This window comes from Nocardioides sp. ChNu-99 (genome assembly GCF_029493445.1).
Taxonomy (GTDB): domain Bacteria; phylum Actinomycetota; class Actinomycetes; order Propionibacteriales; family Nocardioidaceae; genus Nocardioides.
Genome location: NZ_JAHWBL010000066.1, coordinates 1 through 17,874 on the forward strand (window position 1 = coordinate 1; position 17,874 = coordinate 17,874).

Genomic DNA, 17,874 nt, shown 5'->3' on the forward strand with positions numbered 1-17,874 from the left:
CGCCGAGCGCGAGCGCCGCGACGGCGCCGCCCTGGAGCAGCACCGACGCCGGCGTGGCCACGCCCAGCAGCAGCACCACGCCGAGCACGAGGAGGGGCGCGGCGAGGACGAGCACGGCCTGCACCGCGAGCGGCGGGCGGCGCAGCCCGGCGGCGAGCACGGCAGCGAGCGCGCCCGCCGTGCCGAGGACGAACGGCAGCACCAGCAGCGGCCCGTCGCCGTCCACCGGCGGCAGGGTCGTCAGTGCGTCGCGCCACCCCCCGACGACGGCGTCGCCCAGCTGCTCGAGCGTGCCGGGCACCGGCAGGTACGGCGTGCCCCCCGCCGCGCGCAGGCAGAGCGGGCCGCCGAGCAGCACGACGCCCGCCGCGGCGAGCAGGACCGGAAGGGCGGGGGGCCAGCGGTGACGGCGCGCCAGCAGCGCGGACCCGGCGCCCAGCAGCGCCCCGACCGTGCCGACGAGGAGGAACTGGGCGCCCGTGAAGGTGCGGGCCAGGCCGGAGAGGGCGACGACGACGAGCACGACGAGCAGGGCGGCCTCGCCGAGGTCGCCGCGGGTGAGGCGCGAGCGCCGGGCCGCACTCACGACGCCCCCCAGCGCAGCAGCGGCGCGAGGTCGTCGCGGCGGGCCAGGGTCAGCACGGGCACGTCGCCCGCCTCGCGCACGTGCGCACGCGCGGCGGGGTCGACGAGCAGGCCGAGGCGGCGCACCTGCGGGCCGTGGGTCGCGGCCGCGCGCGTCAGCGTGGCGAACGACGTGCCGGTGCCGCCGAGCAGGAACAGCAGGCTGGTGTCGGGGGCGACCCGGGCGGCCTCCTGGGCGCCGGCGAGCAGCCCGCGGCCCTCCGTCGCGGCGCGGCAGACGGCGTCGAGCACCTGGTTGCCGTCGGTGCCCGTCACCACCTGGCGCCCGCACACGAACGTGGCCGCGAAGTCGTCGAGCGTGGCGCGGGCGACGATCGAGGCGGCGACGCCCATCGCGGTCTCCAGCTCGTCGTCGTCACCCCACGCGGCCGGGTCGTCGTCGACCACGACGGTGGCGTGGGAGCGGCGCGTGTCCTGGTACTGCCGCACCAGGAGCTGACCCACCTTGGCCGAGGAGCGCCAGTGGACGTGGCGCAGGTCGTCGCCCGGCGCGTACTCCCGCAGCGCGTGGAAGGCGAGGTCGCTCGACGTGACCGCGTCGGTGGTGACGCCCTCCAGGTCACGCAGCAGCCCCGCGCCGAGGGACTCCAGCGGCACCATCACGGGCCGCACGAGCACCTCCTGGACGTCGGTCCACACCACGTCGCGCGAGAACACGCCGACCGGGTCGCCGCGGCGGGTGGAGGCGGGGCCGACGGCGACGACGCCGCGCCGCTCGGTGCGCAGCAGCAGGTCCTCCAGGTGCGCGGCCCCCGGGCGCAGCGCGGGCAGGGCGTAGCGGTGCACCGACGCGCCGACCGGCAGCGCGAGCGTCACCGGCAGCAGCCGCCGGGACGCGGTGTTGGTGACCACGACGCCCACCGCGACGCTGGCCCCGGCGACCACCCGCCGCGGCTCCGCGGTGACGTCCACCCGCACCCGGGTGCGCCCCAGCACGAACGGCGCGGCCAGCACGAGCAGCAGCAGGCAGGCGACGGCGACGACCCCGGCCTCGCGCCAGCCCGCGACGACCGCGACGACCCCGGCGAGCACGCCGAGGCACGCGACCGCCCACCCCAGGGGGTCGACGACCGCGAGGGCGTGGCGCAGGGACCGCAGGGCGCGCACCGGTCTCAGGCCACCCGGTCGGTCGGGGGCGCGACCGCGTCGAGCAGCCGGCCGATGACGGTGTCGACCGTGACGCCGCCGAACTGCGCCTCCGCGTCGAGCAGCAGGCGGTGGCACAGCACCGGCTGTGCGAGCTCCTTCACGTCGTCGGGCACGACGTGGTCGCGGCCGTCCGCGGCGGCCCACGTCTTGGCGACGCGGATGAACGCCAGGCAGCCGCGCGCCGAGAGGCCGAGGCGCACGTGCGGGAGGCGCCGGGACTCCTCGGCGAGGTCCGCGACGTACCCGACGACGGCGGGGTCGACGTACACCTGGTCGGCGAGCCCGCTCATCTGCGCGACCACCTCGGCGGTGATGACCGGGGTCACCAGCGAGGCGCGGTCGCGCGTGCCGGCGTCGACGAGCAGCGCGACCGTGGAGGCGTGGTCGGGGTAACCGACCGAGGTCTTCATGAGGAAGCGGTCGAGCTGCGCCTCGGGCAGCCGGTAGGTGCCGGCCTGCTCGATCGGGTTCTGGGTGGCGACGACCATGAACGGGCGGCCGACGGGGCGGGGCTCGCCGTCGACGGTGACCCGGCCCTCCTCCATGACCTCCAGCAGGGCCGCCTGGGTCTTGGGCGAGGCGCGGTTGATCTCGTCGGCCAGCACGATGGTGTGGAAGATCGGGCCCGGGTGGAACTCGAAGGTGCCGCGGTGCTGGTCGTAGACGGTGACGCCCGTGACGTCGGAGGGCAGCAGGTCGGGCGTGAACTGGATGCGGGCGTGGCTGCCCTGCACCGTGTTGGCCAGCGCCCGGGCCAGCATCGTCTTGCCGGTGCCCGGGTTGTCCTCGAGCAGCAGGTGCCCCTCCGAGAGCAGGCAGGTCAGCGCGAGGCGGATGACGTGCCGCTTGCCGAGCACCGCCTTCTCGACGTTGTCGGTCAGCCGGTCGAAGGTCTGGCGGAACCACTCGGCCTGGTCGCGCGAGAGGGTCATGGGGCTCCTCGGTCAGTGGGGCGGGAGGGACGGGCTGGGGCTGGGGCGGGGCGGGGGCGGGGCTGGGACGGTCGCTAGTTCGGTGGCCAGGTGTACTCGGCCGAGGCGCTCTGCCCGTTGGCGCCGCGGCAGGTGGCCGTGATGCGGCCGTTCGGGAAGCCGTAGTACGCCGTGAGCTGGGTGCGGCCGTTGCCCGCGGCGGTGTAGGTCCTCGGGACCGTCGGGGAGATCGTGCAGGTGACCTGCGCGTTCTCGAAGTTCGTGGTGGTGAGCGCGACGCGGCCGCACGAGGCGTGGACGCACGCCTCGCCGTCCGAGGGCTGGCGCCGGCACGGGTTGGCCGTGCCGTCGAGGCAGCGGTCGCCGCGGCTGATGCTGAGCGTGGGGTTCGGGCGCGGCGGCGTGCGGGTCTCCGCGGAGGCCGTGACCGGGCCGCGGCTCGGCGAGCCGTCGCGCAGGGTGACCGTGATGCGGTGCGTGGCGTCGTACCCCGCGTCGATCGTGCGGGTCGTGCCCTGCCAGCCGTCCACGCCCGACGCGGTGAAGCGCTGCGTCTCGTCGCGCCCCGGGGCGGTGAGCCGCACCTCGACCTCGGCGGGGTCGCCGTTGGTGTCGACGCGCAGGTTCCAGCGCACCTGGTTGCCCTCGCGCACCGGGTCGATCGCCACGATGTGCTCGCGCCGCAGCGGGCCGTAGGTCTGCACCGACTGCTGGTCGGACGTCGTGCACGCGCCGGCCTCGTTGCAGAGCTCGAGGGAGGCGTTCGTCGGGCCGTCGTTGGACAGGCCGGTGATGGTGGTGTCGAGCCGGCCGCGGACGTCGCCCTCGAAGCGCGTGACGCCGCCGGCGACGACGCGCACGCGCGAGGTGGCGCCCCGCGACCCGGGCACGTCGGCCTGGACGCGGGCCGAGCCGTCGGCGCCCGTGGGCGTGATGGTCCAGGCGCCCCACTCGGCCGGGCGGCCCACGGCGGTCCACGACGCGGCGGCCCCCGCGGTCGACACGGCGTCGTCCGCGCCGCCGTTGTTGGTCGCGACCACGTCGTAGGAGTAGGTGCGCCCGTCGTAGGTGAGGCCCGCGTCGTCGCAGCTCGTGGTGGTCTGGTTCGTGCACTGCGCCAGCGGCGTGCCGTCGCGGCGCACCGTGTAGAGCAGCGGGGCGGGACCGTTGGGCGCGACGGGGTCCCACCGCAGCGTCACCGCGCCCGCGTCGCCGGGCGTGCGCTGGTCGGTGACCGTCGGCGCTCCCGGGGCGCCCGGGGCGCCGATGGACTGGAACGCGGCGCTGCGCACGGCCGGGCCCTCGCGGTAGGCGTTCTCGGCCGACACCGTGAACTGGTAGGCCCGGGAGTTGTCGAGCCCGGTGACGACCACCCCGGGCGTCGTCGTCTGCGTCTGGCCGCCGGGCCACTGCACGTAGTAGCGCTCGATGGCGGAGGTCTGCGTGGTCGGCTCGGTCCACTGCAGCGTGACCGTGCGGTCGCCGCGCGCGACCATGCGCACCTCGCCGACCGCGCCGGGCGGGGCGTCGGGCGTGGCGGGCGCCGACGTCGGGCTCCACTCCGACCAGCCGACGGCGTTCTGGGCGCGGACGCGGAAGGAGTAGGGCTCGCCGTTGGTGAGGCCCGTGATGTCGCACCGGGTCGCGGGGCACGTCTGGGTGCCGCCCGCGTGGGCGACCTCGTAGGTCTGCACGGGCGCGCCGTTCGGCTCGGGCGCCGTCCACTGCAGCCCCACCTCCTGGCTGCGCACGCCGGGGACCGGCACCGGCGCGGCCGGCGTGTCGGGCCGGTCGAGCACCTCGACGGAGATCGTGCCGGTCGCCTGCCGCTCGGGGCCGCCGTCGGGCACGTCGCTCATGGTGACCGTGAACTCGGCGCGGCCGTCGACGCGGTCGGCCGTGGTGATCCGCACGGACGCGTCGCCGTCGGCCTCGGCGCCGACGCCGTCGGGGCCGGCCGTGCGCTCGACGCCGAGGATCGTGGGGCGGGCGTCGTCGACCCCGACGGTGAGGTAGGGGGCGAGGTCGACCACGCGCTCCTCGCCGGCCCGCAGGTCGCTGACCGACACAGGGGCCAGCGTGGGCCGCGGGGCCTCCACGACGCGCAGGGTGAGCACGCCCGGCTCGCTGGCCCCCGAGGTGAGCGACAGCCGGGCCTCGTCACCGGGCCGGGCCGTCGCAGCGGCCGCGACGGTGATGATGGGACCGCTGGGCTCGATCACGGAGAGGCCGTCGACGGAGGTCTCCCAGTCGGCGTCGAACGACAGGCCCTCGTCGGGGTCCGCGGTCCACACGTGGCAGCGGGCGGCGACGTCGAGGTCGACCTCCTCGCCCTGCACGACCTCGACGGGGGCCGCGGGGCAGCTGAGGATCGGGACGCTCTCGCCGACCTGCACGGGGATCGACACGACGGCACGGACGCCCTCGGGGTCGTCGACCCCGGTGCCCGTCGTGACCTCGGCGACCACGGCGGCCGGACCGGCGTACCCCGCGACCGCGCTCACCTCGAACGCGCCGGTGCCCGTCACGCGGGCGCTGACCTGGGCGGCCGGGGAGGCCCAGACGCGGTCGGACAGCGTGAACGCCACCTCGCCGCCGGCCGGGTCGGCCACCAGGTCGGCCAGCTCGCCCGTGGTGCTGCCGCCCGGGTCGACCTCGACGAGGGCGTCGTCGAGCACGTACGGCGCACCCTCGCTCGCCGCGGGCACGAACAGCGACGCCAGCGCGGCCCCGCCGGTGCCGTCCTCGACGCGGAACCCGACGACGACGGGGTGCGCCGCGCGCACCACCTCGACGGCCCGCCCGTCGGTCGAGGCCTCGACGTCCGCGGGCGCGAAGACGTCGGTGACGACCAGCTGCTCGTCGTCGCCGTCGGGGTCGAAGGCGTCGACGAGCACGTCGACCTCGACGCCCGGGCCGCTGTCGGCCTCGCCGTACGCGTCGGGCACCACGGGCGGGTTGTCGTACGGCGTGAGCGCCCGCACCCGCACCGTGGCCCGGGAGGAGGACAGCCCGTTCGACACCTCGTAGACCACCTCGACGACGTCTCCGGCGCGCTCCGGCGCCGGGACGCGCAGCGGCCCCGCCTCCGCGCCCAGCTCGACGCCGGGGGGCGGGTCGACGAGGGTCACGTCGACCCGGTCGCCGGGGGCCACGAGGTCGTTCGCGAGCACGTCGACGCGCAGGTCGCGGCCCGGCTCCACCGTGACGGCGTCGTCGACCGCGAGCGGGGGCTGGGTCTCCCCCGGCGACACGACGGCCACCCGGACGCGGCCGGTGGCCACCTCGCCGTACGGGTCGGTGACGGTGTAGGTGAACTCGTCGGTGCCCGCGCTGCGGGGGTAGGCCTGGTACTCGATCGTGTCGGCGCCGAACCCGAGCACCCGGCCCAGCCCGGGGGCCGCGCCGATGCCGGTCACGGTGACGGGGTCGCCGTCGGGGTCCACCCCGCCGGCGGGCACGCGCAGCAGGAGGCGCTCGCCGGCCACCGTGCGGCCCTCAAGCACGGGCGGCGCGGGCGGGCGGTTGGCGGCCTCGACGGGAAGCACCGTGACCTCGACCCGGCCCGGCGCCCGCTCGCCGGCGGCGTTCGTCGCGACGTACGTGACCTGGGTGCTGAGGGTGTCGGTGAGCCCGGCCGGGGCGGCGTAGCGCACCTGGGCGCCGGAGACGAACGCGCGGCCCGGGTCCTCGGCCGTGCCGTCCGCCGAGACCACCGCGAGCTCGCCGCGCGGCAGCCCCTCGGCCTCGGGGGCCAGGGCCAGGGCGTCGCCGGCGGGGCTGAAGTCGTTCTCCAGCACCGGCACCGTCGCCACCGCGCCCGAGCGCACCACGAGGCGGTCGGTCTGCGTCACCGGGGCCGTGTCGTCGGGCGCGGGCCGCTGGGAGACGACGACCTCGCCGGTCACCGACGCCGCACCGTTGCTCACCGTGTACTCCACGACCTGCGGGTTCGGGCTGAGCGAGGCGCCGCGGGCGGCGACCTGCAGCCAGCGACCCTCCACCACGGCGACGTCGAGCTGGTCGGCCGTGCGGGCCCGCGCCGCCTGCACGACGAGCAGGCCGCCGCGGGGGTCGACGTCGTTGCCGAGCACGTCGACGGTCGACGACGCCTGGCCGTGCAGCGTCACCTGGTCGGGCACGGCGACCGGCGGGGCCGGCGGGTCCTGCGGCGCCTCGACGTCGACCCGCACCTGGCCACGGGCCGGCTCGGCGTTGCCGTACGCCGCGTCGTAGTCGAGGAAGTAGGTGCGCGCCCGGTCGGCCCGGAACGAGAGCGTGCCGCCGACGAGGTCGGTCTCCACGCGCGCGTCGCCGCTCGCCGTCACCGGGCCCGCGAGGGCCAGCTCGGCGTCCGGCGTGCCCGGGTCGGAGCCGGGGAGGTCGTTGCCCAGGGGGCGGATGGTGATGACCTCGCCCACCTCGCCGGCCACGACGTCCGGCTCGGCCGTCGCGGGCAGCGCCTCGCGCTCGGTGCGGTCCTGCACCCGGAAGGTCAGCTCGTCGGTGACGGATCCGCCGAGGCCGTCGGCGACGGTGTAGGAGACGGTCTGCACTCCGGTGCTCTGGCCGGCCTCGAAGCGCACGCGGCCCGACCCGGTGGGCCGCGCGAGCGCCGTGCCCGTGGGGTCGGCGTCGACGACGGTCCCGGTGAGGGTCAGGGGGTCGGAGTCGAGGCTGTCGCGCCAGTCGGGCAGCACGGGCACGTCGAGCACGCCGCCGGCCGGCACGACCCACTCCCGCGGGGTGTAGCCGGCACGCGGGTGCGGATCGTTGTTCTCCCCCGCGCGGCGGGTCTGCACGGTGACCGTCGCGTGCGCGGCCGGGACGTCGGCGCGGCCGTCGTCGATGTGGTACTCGAACGTCGTCGTCGGGCCGGCGTCCTCGGGCAGGCGCACCTGGACGGTCTGGCCGTCCGGGCTGATCGTCAGGTCCACCGCGTTGCCGACCGGCGCGTCGACGGAGCGGATGGCCAGCAGCCGACCGTCGGGCGCGGTGTCGTTGTCGAGCGGGTGGAGCACCGCCGTCTGGCCGGGCCGGGCGCCGACGACGTCGGGGTTGGCGACGGGCGGACGCCGGTCGCCCTCGGCCTCCGCCTCGTCCTCCTCCGCGTCGTCGGTGTCGGTCACGCGCTGGCGGAAGGCGTCCCAGTTGTCGAGCCGGGCGGGCTGGTCGGAGTCCACGTCCCACACGGCGCCGCTGCTGCGGTCGTTGAGCACGACCTGGCCCCGGTTCGTGCGGAACACGAGGTCGCTGGCGGCGGTCGCCAGGGGCACGACGTCGCCGCCCGCTCCCCCGTCGCACCGCGTGGCGACCGACGCGTCGGGGCCGGACCACGCGCCGTACCGGCACGCGCCCAGCCGCACGGGCTCGGTCGGCGCCCCGGAGGCGCCCTCGACGAGCAGGGTGGTCGAGCCCTCGGGGCCCAGCGGCACCTCGCGCAGTCCGCTGCCGGTCGCGACCAGTACGCCGGACGCGTCGGGACCGGGCTGCTGCAGCACCGCGTCGCCGGCGAGGTCGTCCAGCTCGACCTCGAGCGTGCCGTCGTCGGCCGGCACCAGCAGCCGCTCGGCCCCCGGGTCGAGGACCACGGGGCGCTCGCCCACGACGGTGAGCGACGCGTCCTCGCCGAGGTCCTCCGCGCCGTCGAGCTCGACCGTGCGCGGGTCCGCCGTGCCCGCCGCGTCGACCCGCACCTCGGTCAGGGTCCCGCTCGACGGCGCCAGCACCCAGGCGGTGCCGGTCGTGGAGACCGCGAGACGGGTGCCGCCCTCGACCACGTGCCCGGGGTCGAGCTGGCGGTCGAGCGCCGCGACCGGCGCGTAGACCCCGCCGTCGACCCGCTGCGCCCACAGCCCGCCGGTCGCGGGGTCGAGGACCGCCGCGGTGCCGCCGGCGAGGCGCACCTGGGCGCCGGGCGAGAAGGCGGCCTGCTCGCCCTCGGGGTGCTGCACGGTCGCCGGGTCGATCGGGGAGAGCACGCCCGCGCTCGTGTCGACACCGATGACGGCCGCGCCGTCCTGCACCACGTCGAGCTGGGCGCCGACCTGGCCGAAGAGCGCGCCGTCGAGCTGGCCGACGGGCTTATTGATGCGGCCCCAGGCGGAGTCGGCGTCGTTGGTGACCCACACGCCGCCGTCGTCGAGGTCGGCCTCGTGGGTGGTGAAGCCGTCGGCGGTGGCGGCGTGGACGACGAAGGCGACGAGCGCGACGACCAGCGCCAGGGTGCTCGCCAGCGTCGCGCGGCGGCGTCCGCCCCGCGCGACCGATCCGACCCTCCTGGTGCCCACGTCCCCCACGCCCCGACTCGTGCCGCGTACCCGGCGGTGCAGCCTAGATCACCCCGGCGACCACCGCGAAGGGAACGCGTCACCCTCGCGGTCCCCGGCCGCGGGCGGCGCGTCATGATGTCCCGGACGGTCGAGGCGCGGGGGGTGCAGCGGTGACGGACGAGGTCGCGTACGACGCGGGCGACCGCGTGCTCGTCGGCGACGGCACGCGCTGGCTGCTGGTGGACCTCCCGTTCCCGCCGTCGGGCGAGGACGCCGACCTCGTGCGGGCCCTGTGGGACCACGCGGGGGCGCCCGACGCCGTCGAGCGCTGGGTGCGCCTGCTCGAGCGGCCCAGCCGCGCACTGCCCGACCACGCCGCCCTCGACACCGGGGGCGCGACCCCGCGCACCGCCACCCACGGCTCCGGGCGCGCCGAGCGGCGCGACGGCGGGTGGGAGCTGCGGCTCGGCCCCGCGGGCGGGGACACCGACCCGTCCGGCGGCTTCCTCCGCTCCGGGGTCACCGGCGCCCGCCGGGCCCGGGTACGGCGCGCCGCACCCGCCGCTCCCCCGTCCCCGGCGCGGCCGACAGGACCGGCCGGGGACCTCATCGCGGCGATCCCGGCGGAGATCCTCGCCGCCACCGGCCCCGCCGTACCCCCGGGTGCGGACCTCCGCGCGATCGACACCTCCGAGCCCGCCGGCGACCCGGGCCTGCGCGGCGCGACCTCCCTGCGCCGCTCCCCGCGCCCGCCGGCCGCCCCCGGCGACCACGACGGCGCGACGGTGCACCGCGGCGCGGACGCCCACTTCCACCCGTCCACCGCCGAGACGGTGCTGGGCGTGCGCTGCGTCGCGGGCCACGCCACGCCGCCGACGTCGACGACCTGCCGCTGGTGCGGGGCGCCCGTGCCCGAGTCGGCGCCGCAGCGCCTGCCCCGGCCCGCGCTGGGCGTGCTGCGCCTGCCCACCGGCGAGCTCGTGCCGCTCGACCGCGGGGTGCTGCTCGGCCGGCGACCCGTCGCCCCACCGGGGGGCGACTGGCCGCACCTGGTGCACCTGCCGGGCGACTCGACGTACCTCTCGCGCACCCACCTGCAGGTGCAGCTCGACGGGTGGCACGTGCTGGTGCGGGACCTGTCGTCGCGGGGCGGCACCACCCGCTACGTCCCGGGTCGGCCCGGGGAGCGGCTGCGCCCCGGTGAGGACTACCTCCTCGAGCCCGGGCACGTGCTCGACCTGGCCGACGTCTACGAGGTGCACTACCAGATCCACGGCGAGGTGCCGGCCGGCTCCGGTGGCGGGCCGCAGGGAGAGGCGCGATGAGCGGACCCACCATCCCCGGCTACACGTTCGTGCAGCACCTGGGCAGCGGCGGCTTCGCGCACGTCTTCCTCTACGAGCAGGAGTGGCCGCGCCAGCGCGTCGCCATCAAGGTCGTGCGCCCCGACGTGCCGCTCACCGAGCGCGAGAAGCGGCTCTTCACCGCCGAGGCCGACGCGATGGCGCGGCTGGCGGACCACCCCTACATCGTCTCGGTGATCACGGCCGGCATCACCAGCCCGGCGGACGGCTCGCGGCCCTACCTCGTCATGCGCTACTGCCCGCCGCCCGACCTGGGGCTGCGGGTGCGGACCCGACCGCTGTCGGTGCCCGACGCCGTCGCGACCGGCATCAAGCTGGCCAGCGCCGTCGAGACCGCCCACCGCGCCGGCATCCTGCACCGCGACATCAAGCCGTCGAACGTGCTGGTCACGACCTACTCCGAGCCGGCGCTGTCCGACTTCGGCATCGCGGGCCGGGTCGCCGACGTGCACACCGACGCCGAGGTGCGGATCTCCTACCCGTGGACCGCGCCCGAGCTGCTCGAGGGCACCTCGAACGGCTCCGCGGCCTCCGACGTCTACTCCCTCGGCGCGACCATCTGGAACCTGCTGGTGGGCCGCTCGCCGTTCTCGATCCCCCAGGGCGACAACTCCACGCCGGCGCTCAGCGCCCGCATCCTGCACTCGCCGCCGCCGTCGACCGGTCGCACCGACGTGCCGGCGGCCCTCGACCGGCTCCTGCAGCAGGCGATGGCCAAGCACCCGGCGCACCGGCCCGCCTCCGCGCTCGAGCTGGCCCGCTCGCTGCAGCAGGTCGAGAGCGCGGCCGGCTACGCCCGCACGGCCATCGCGGTGGAGGCGCGGCCCGACGACGGGGCCCCAGGTGCTGGGGGCGGCCCGGGTGCTGCGGGCGGGCACGACGTGCTCGACCCCGACGTCACCTCGGTCAAGCCGCTCACGGTGGTCTCCGCGTCCGGCCCCCGGTCGCTGTCGACGGACCGCGGCCGCACCGGCGGCGCCGCGGGCGGTACGACGGGGGGCCCGGGCGGCGCGCCGGGGTCGGCCGACGCGGACGATGAACCGCTGGGGCGCGGCGTCCTCGTCGCGTCCGCGCTCGGCGTCGCGGCGCTGCTGCTCGCCGCCGGCGGCCTCGTCTGGTGGCAGTCGGGCGGCGGGGGCGAGGAGCCGGTGGCCACGCCCACCTCGACGGCCGCCACGACCCCGGGCGCCCTCGCGCCCGACGCCCCCGTCGACCCGCCCGAGCTGGTCGCCGCCCCCGAGGCCGGGGGCGTGCGCTTCAGCTGGACCGCGCCGGGCGTGCGCCCCAGCGACACGTGGGAGTACCGCGTGCCGGCGACCGGGCAGGGCGCTCGCACCTCCGACACCTCCGTCGTCGTGCCGGTGGCCGAGGGCCGCACCTGCCTGCAGGTGCGCCAGATCCGCGGGGGCTACACGTCGCCGTGGGCCGACCGCTGCGCCGACTGAGCGCAGCGGCCGGCCCACGGTGGGGCCCCGACGTGCGGGGCCCCGGGGTGGGTCAGCGCCCGTAGGCAGCGACCCGGATGCGGTACAGGCCGTGCTCGCGGGCCTGGGCGTGCGCCGCCTCCCACGAGGACGCCGGGATGCGCACCGAGCGCGCGGCGATCTGCGCCAGGTGGCGCGCGTCGCCCTGGGCGAGCGGGAGGGCCCGCGCGTCGAGGTGGGCGTCGTACGCCTCGAGGTTCCCCTGGGCCACCCGCTCGGCGGAGGACTCGGCGTACTCCTCGGCGCAGGCCTGAGCCTCCTCCGCGGTGGGCCGGGTGCAGCTGCGGGTCGCGACGGCGCCCGCCGTCAGGGTGCGGGACCACTGGCCGGCGCGGGTCGCCTCGCGGCGCGCCGTGACGTACACGTTGCCGGTGCCCGTCATCGTCCACTCCCGGCCCCGGGCGCGGGCCGTCACCGGCACCTGGATCGACGTGCGCAGCGCCGTCGCCGACGCGGCCGCCGATGCGTCACCCGAGACCCGGCCCGTCACGCTGGCCTCGCTCGTGACCGTGGCCGTCACGGGACCCGGCTCGGGCTCGGGGTCCGTGGCGGGACGCCCGATGGAGAACACGTCGATCACCTTCGGGGCGACGTCGGGGGTGCGCACGTCGAAGGAGTACGTCGTGATCTCCCCCGAGCCGGTGTCGAGCTTCGTGAACACGGCCAGGTTGTTGTCCTGCACGTAGGGCAGCGGGGTGCCGGCCTCGTTCGTGTAGGGCGCGACGTTCGGCACGATCGGCTCGAGACCGCCGGGGTTGTCCTGCGCCCAGTAGTTCGCGGCGTCCCACGGGGCGGGCGGGACCGGGCGGCTGCGCCCGCTGAGCGGGTGGTACGCGCCGTACGAGTTGCCCGTGTTGGAGGTCTCGAGGAAGTTCGTCGTGCCGTTGTCGGCCACGAAGCGGTTCCACAGGTGGCTGTGGCCGTTGTGCACCAGGTCGACCCCGGCGTCCTCGAGCAGCGGCTGCAGGTCGTAGAGCAGCTCGTTCTCCGTGGCCGGGTACTCGTAGCGGACACCCACGAGGTTGCCGGCGTCGTCGCGCTCCTCGATGCGCTGCGGGTCGGCGAACTGCGGCATCACGTTGTCGCCGAGGCCCTGCGGGCCCTCGTGCAGCATGACCACGCGGTAGCGGGCGTCGGTGAACTCCTCGCTGGCGAGCTCGTCCTGCAGCCAGGCGTACTGCTCGCTCGAGGCGTCGACGGCCTCGAAGATGTGCTCGCCGTAGCCCTGCGCCAGCGGCGCCTCGAGGGTGCCGCGCGCCTCCTGGTAGCGGCTCGACGCGGTGCGGGCCGCCGGGTCGGGCGTCGCCGTCGTGCCCCGCCAGATGCGCGTGGAGTAGAGCGAGACCAGGCGGACGTCGCCGACCGTCGTCGCGTAGTAGGTCTCCCCGCCCGGCGAGGTGTCGGGCAGCGAGAAGATCTCCTCGTAGGTGGTCGTCGAGAACGAGTTGTCCTCGATCCACCGCTCGCGCACCGCCGGGTCGCCCGACGGGTTCACGTCGGCGGCCACGGCCTCGTACGCCGTCTCCGCGACGGACCGCGGGACGGGGGCGTTGAAGGAGGCGCCGAGCGCCGTGGCGCCGGCGCGGCGACCCTGCACCTCGTGGTTGCCGACCGCCGGGTAGAGCGGGGCGTTCTGCACGATCTCGCCGCCGGCGTAGCTCACGCCGCCCGTCGAGGTGCGGCCGCCGTTGCCCTGCAGCACCGGGAAGAAGCCGGAGCCGCGGGTGTCGTCGAACCACTCCGAGGCGCGGTCGGGGATGTTGACGAGGTCGCCCGCGAGGAAGACGGCGTCGATGTCGCCGATGGTGGCGGCCGCCTGCTGGAGGTTGGCGGGGGTGTTGACCATCGCCTGGTGGTCGCTCGTGAGCAGGATGTCGAGGTCGTCGCCCGCGCGGGCGGCCGGCTGCAGGGTGAAGGTGCCCGAGCCCGCCGTCGCGGAGCCGTCGAGGCTGACGACGCGGTAGGGCACCTCGGCGCCCGGCGCCAGACCGGTCACGGCGGCCTCGTGGCGCCACACGTCGCGATCGACGATGCCGTCGGCCTGGGCCGGCTTCACCGGGACGTTGGACTGGAAGTCCTCGGCGACCCGCGAGAGCTGCGACGTCGCGGCGGACACGACGGCGACACCCGGGTACGTCGTGCCCGAGGCGGCGGCGGCGAGATCGGCCGCGCCGAGGCCCGCGACGCCCTCGCCGACGAGGACGGCGTGGCGCGAGCCGGTGAACTCGGTGAACCAGACGACCGACACGCCGTCGGCGGTCGGCGCCTGCAGGAACGGGTCGCTCAGCAGGGCCCGGTCGCCGACCGGGTCGGAGGAGGCGGCGGCCGCTGCGGCGGACGGGGCCGCGGTGGCGGTCGCGGTGGTCGGGGCGACCACGGTCAACGCTCCGGTCGCCGCCAGGCAGCAGGCCGCGGCGGCGAGACCTCGCCGCGCTCGGGAGTGGGTCATCAGGTACCTCTCGGTGTCGTCGGGCGGGCGCGCGCGACGCACGGCGGAGCAGCCCGCAGCGACACTGCTGCGGGCGGGGGCGAGGTTCGGGGCCTCCCCCGGGCCGACGTCGACGCGCGGTCGTGACGCTGTCGACGCCGGGCGACGGCGAGGTGAACGGGTGGCCGCCGGGCAGGGCCCGGAGGGGGAAGCGTCACCCGGGCGGGTGAGGTGTCGCTCACGCGCCGCCCGGGGAGAGGACGGACGGTGCCCCCGGCGGGACTCGAACCCGCACCACGCCGTTTTTAAGACGGCTTCCTCTGCCGGTTGGGACACGGGGGCCGACGGGCCGGCGGGAGGGCCGGCCCGGGTGCTGCTGGTCTGCTGCGGGACTGCTACAGGTAGGTCTTGCGCTGGTAGATCGCGTGGGCGCCGGCGACCCGGTCGAGGAAGAGCAGGCCGTCGCAGTGGTCGATCTCGTGCTGCAGGGCGCGGGCCTCGAACGCGTTGGCCGTCACCTCGACCTCCTCGCCCGTGCCGGGCAGCTGGCCGCGCACCACGATGCGGGTCGGGCGCTTCACGTCCCCGGTGAGGTCGGGCACCGACATGCAGCCCTCCCGCGCCTTCTCGTTGCGGCTCGACGAGACGACGACCGCGTTGCAGAGCACGAACGTGCCGTGGTGGTCGCGGGTCTTGGGGTGCGCGGAGACGTCGACGCAGAACACCTTCGCGCCGACGCCGACCTGCGGGGCGGCGAGGCCCACGCACCCGGGGCTGACCCGCATGGTGGCGACGAGGTCGGCCGCGAGCTGCACGGTCTCCGGCGCCGTGGGGTCGACCTCCACGCCGACCGCCGACAGGACGGCGGCGGGGGCGCGCACCACGTCGAGCACGCGGCCGTCCGCCGCCAGGTCGCTCTCGGTCCAGGCGGTGACCTGCTCGTCGCTCACAGCTCGTCGGCCTCCGCGGCGCGCAGCGTGACGCCCACGCCGAGCGCGCCGGCGGCGGAGTCGAGCGCGGCCCGCAGGGCGTCGACGTCGACGGTCGTGGGCAGGTCGACCTCGGCGAGCAGCACGTAGAGGTCCCCGGACAGACGGGTGGTGAGGTCGGTGACGTTGCCGCCGACCTCGGCGACCACGCCGACCACGGTGGACACGATGCCGGGCCGGTCGCCGCCGTGGACGGTCAGCACGTACGGCGCACCCGCCGCCGCGCCCGCCTGCTCGGCCGGGACCTCGCGCACGGTCACCGTGAGGGTGCCGTCGGCGCTCAGCTCCTCCAGCGCGCCCGCGATGCGGCTCTCCGTGGCGCCACCGGCGCACACGAGGGTCATCGCGAAGTGGCCGCGCAGCAGCGTCATCGAGGTGTCCTCGATGTTGAGCCCGAGGTCGGCGAGGAGCGCCGTGGTCTGGGCGATGATGCCGGGGCGGTCGTGGCCGAGGACGGTGATGGCGTGCTGCGTCACCGGGGCATCCTCTCAGCCCGCGCGCGCGGGCGCACCTCGGCCGGGCTCAGGCTCAGGCTCAGGCTCAGGGCCAGGCTCCGGCTCAGGCGAGCGACGCGGCGATGCCGTCGAGGATGTCGGCGACCGACAGGGTGATGGTGTCCACGCCGGCGCGGGCCAGCACCCGGTCGAGGATGACGGCCCCGGCCCCGATGACGTCCGCGCGCCCCGGGTGCATCACGGGCAGCGCGCGGCGCTCCTCGACGGACAGGGCGAGCAGGCGCGCGACCTCGTCACCGACGGCGGCACGGTCGACGACGGCCTGGTCGATCCGGGCGGGGTCGAAGGCCGGCAGCCCCAGCGCCCCGGCGCCGACGGTGAGGGCGGTGCCGGCGACGCAGACCACCTGGGCGGCGCGCGCCGGGTCCACGGGGCTCGCGTCGAGGGCGGCCTCGACGTCGGCCACGCACGCGGCCACCTCGTCGGGGGTCGGCGGGTCGGAGTGCAGGTGGCGTTCGGTGAGGCGGACCGAGCCGACGTCCATCGAGTGGGCCTCCCGCGCCACCAGCGCGCCGGTGGGGTCGGCCGGGTCGCGGTCGCCGAGCACGAGCTCGGTGGAGCCGCCGCCGATGTCGACGACCAGGACGGGCAGGGCGGGCTCGTGGCGCAGGTTGCGCACCGCGCCGGCGAAGGACAGCTCGGCCTCCTCCGCACCCGAGAGCACCTCCGGCTCGACGCCGAGCCGCTCCAGCACCCCGGCGCGGAACACGTCGGCGTTGGCGGCGTCGCGGGTGGCCGAGGTGGCGCAGAACCGCACGCGCTCGACGCCGTGCTCGCGGAGCAGGACGGCGTACTCGTCGAGCGCCGTGAACGCCCGCTCCAGCGCCGCGTCGGCGAGGCGGCCGGTGCGGTCGACGTCCTGGCCGAGCCGCACCATGCGGGAGGTGCGCAGGACGGCGCGGGTCGGCGTACCCATGAAGAGCTTGATCGTGTTGGTGCCGCAGTCGACGGCGGCGATCACGACGCCGCACCCTCTCCGGCGGCGGCGGCGTCGGCGGTGGCGGTGGCGGTGGCGTTGGTGGCGGCGGTGACGCACGGCCCGCTGGCCCACCAGGCGCCGAGGGCGTCGAGCACCTCGTCGCCGAGCGGGTTGACGCCCCGGCCCTGGGCGAGGGACTGGCCGGCGAGCACGTGGAGGCACTTGACGCGGTCGGGCATGCCCCCGGCGGAGATGCCCGCGATCTCCGGCACGCCGCCGACGCGGGGCTCGAGCTCGGCGCGCGCCGCGAGGTAGCGATCGTGGGCCGCCGCGTACGCCGCCGCGAGCTCGGGGTCCTCGCCGAGGCGGGTCTGCATCTCCTTCATCGTGCCGCCGCCCTCGAGCGTGCCGATGCGGGACGCGGCGCGGGGGCAGGTCAGGTAGTACGTCGTGGGGAACGGCGTGCCGTTCGGGAGCCGCGGCAGGGTCGTGACGACGTCGGGGTTGCCGCACGGGCAGCGGTGGCCGACCTCGGCGATGCCGCGGGGCTCCCGGCCGAGCTGCGCGGTGATCGCGGCGCGGTCGGGCGCGGTGATCGCCTCGGCGGGCTCGGCGGGCTCGGCGGGCTCGGCGGGCGGCTGGGCGCCGGGCGCGTCGCTCACTCGGTCTCCTCGGGGGTGGGCGCCGGGATGGACGCGGCGGGGGGCGGGTCGGCCGCGGCCGCGCCCTCGGGGTCGCCGGCCGCCTCCACGGAGTCCCACGCGGTGTCCCACCAGGCCGTGGTGACCTCGTCGTCGGGGCGGTCGACGGGCTCGGACAGGGTGCTGGTGGCGTCGAGCGGCGTGCCGTCGGGCTGCACCACGACGTACGAGGTCTCCCCCGGCATCACGTAGTCGAGCCGCTCGCGGGCCTGCGTCTCGACGTACGCCGGGTCCTCCCAGCGCCGCTTCTCCCGCTCGAGCTCGTGGATCTCGGCCTGCGTCGCGTCGATCTGGGCGCGCAGGTCGTCGAGGTGCTCGCGCTGGGTCAGGTAGGCCCGCAGGGACGAGGCGTAGGAGACCGTCAGCACGGCGAGCACGAGCACGAGGATCGCGGCGCGGCCGGTGAAGCGGGGACGGCGCGGCGCGGCGCCGCGACCGGCGGCGGGACGGCGGCTCGCCCCGCCCCGCGCGGCCGG

General features: G+C 76.8%; 12 protein-coding genes and 1 tRNA gene. 2 read left to right on the forward strand and 11 right to left on the reverse strand.

The window, feature by feature from the left end; all coding sequences use genetic code 11:
* The 4 genes from KK617_RS16265 to KK617_RS16280 form a co-directional block, all read right to left on the reverse strand.
* Positions 1–586, reverse strand: a 586-nt coding sequence (locus tag KK617_RS16265; protein WP_277501193.1) for a hypothetical protein, incomplete at its 3' end; no start/stop codon positions are given.
* Complete coding sequence (locus KK617_RS16270) at positions 583–1,752, reverse strand: DUF58 domain-containing protein (protein ID WP_277501194.1); 1,170 nt, start codon at positions 1,750–1,752, stop codon at positions 583–585. The genes KK617_RS16265 and KK617_RS16270, both read right to left, overlap by 4 nt.
* A gap of 5 nt (positions 1,753–1,757) precedes the next feature.
* The gene (locus KK617_RS16275) at positions 1,758–2,726 is read right to left on the reverse strand and encodes a MoxR family ATPase (RefSeq protein ID WP_277501195.1); all 969 of its coding nucleotides are present in this window, start codon (positions 2,724–2,726) and stop codon (positions 1,758–1,760) included.
* Between the two features lie 74 nt (positions 2,727–2,800).
* Positions 2,801–9,016, reverse strand: coding sequence for an Ig-like domain-containing protein (locus tag KK617_RS16280; RefSeq protein WP_277501196.1), 6,216 nt, complete (start codon positions 9,014–9,016; stop codon positions 2,801–2,803).
* A gap of 152 nt (positions 9,017–9,168) precedes the next feature.
* Between KK617_RS16280 and KK617_RS16285 the strand changes: the two genes are divergently transcribed.
* Both KK617_RS16285 and KK617_RS16290 read left to right on the forward strand, forming a co-directional pair.
* Positions 9,169–10,323 carry an FHA domain-containing protein gene (locus tag KK617_RS16285; RefSeq protein ID WP_277501197.1) on the forward strand — a complete coding sequence of 385 codons (1,155 nt, stop codon included), beginning with the start codon at positions 9,169–9,171 and terminating at the stop codon, positions 10,321–10,323.
* On the forward strand, positions 10,320–11,807 hold the full coding sequence (locus tag KK617_RS16290; RefSeq protein ID WP_277501198.1) for a serine/threonine-protein kinase: 1,488 nt from the start codon (positions 10,320–10,322) through the stop codon (positions 11,805–11,807). The genes KK617_RS16285 and KK617_RS16290 overlap by 4 nt, the downstream gene beginning before the upstream one ends.
* Before the next feature lie 52 nt (positions 11,808–11,859).
* Here KK617_RS16290 and KK617_RS16295 read toward each other — a convergent pair whose 3' ends face one another.
* From KK617_RS16295 to KK617_RS16325, 7 genes are all read right to left on the reverse strand, one after another.
* The gene (locus KK617_RS16295; protein WP_277501199.1) at positions 11,860–14,295 is read right to left on the reverse strand and encodes a metallophosphoesterase; all 2,436 of its coding nucleotides are present in this window, start codon (positions 14,293–14,295) and stop codon (positions 11,860–11,862) included.
* A 247-nt stretch (positions 14,296–14,542) separates the two neighbouring features.
* Positions 14,543–14,616, reverse strand: a tRNA-Leu gene (locus KK617_RS16300).
* A gap of 53 nt (positions 14,617–14,669) precedes the next feature.
* Positions 14,670–15,224 (reverse strand): peptide deformylase, encoded by a 555-nt coding sequence (locus tag KK617_RS16305; RefSeq protein WP_277501200.1) that lies wholly within the window; start codon positions 15,222–15,224, stop codon positions 14,670–14,672.
* A complete protein-coding gene (locus KK617_RS16310) occupies positions 15,221–15,739 on the reverse strand; it encodes an ACT domain-containing protein (protein ID WP_277501201.1) in 519 nt (172 codons plus the stop codon). The genes KK617_RS16305 and KK617_RS16310 overlap by 4 nt, the downstream gene beginning before the upstream one ends.
* An 82-nt stretch (positions 15,740–15,821) precedes the next feature.
* Complete coding sequence (locus KK617_RS16315) at positions 15,822–16,739, reverse strand: exopolyphosphatase (RefSeq protein ID WP_277501202.1); 918 nt, start codon at positions 16,737–16,739, stop codon at positions 15,822–15,824.
* Complete coding sequence (locus KK617_RS16320; RefSeq protein WP_277501204.1) at positions 16,736–17,293, reverse strand: DUF501 domain-containing protein; 558 nt, start codon at positions 17,291–17,293, stop codon at positions 16,736–16,738. The genes KK617_RS16315 and KK617_RS16320 overlap by 4 nt, the downstream gene beginning before the upstream one ends.
* 62 nt (positions 17,294–17,355) lie before the next feature.
* A partial coding sequence (locus KK617_RS16325; RefSeq protein WP_277501203.1) for a septum formation initiator family protein occupies positions 17,356–17,874 on the reverse strand: 519 nt, incomplete at its 5' end.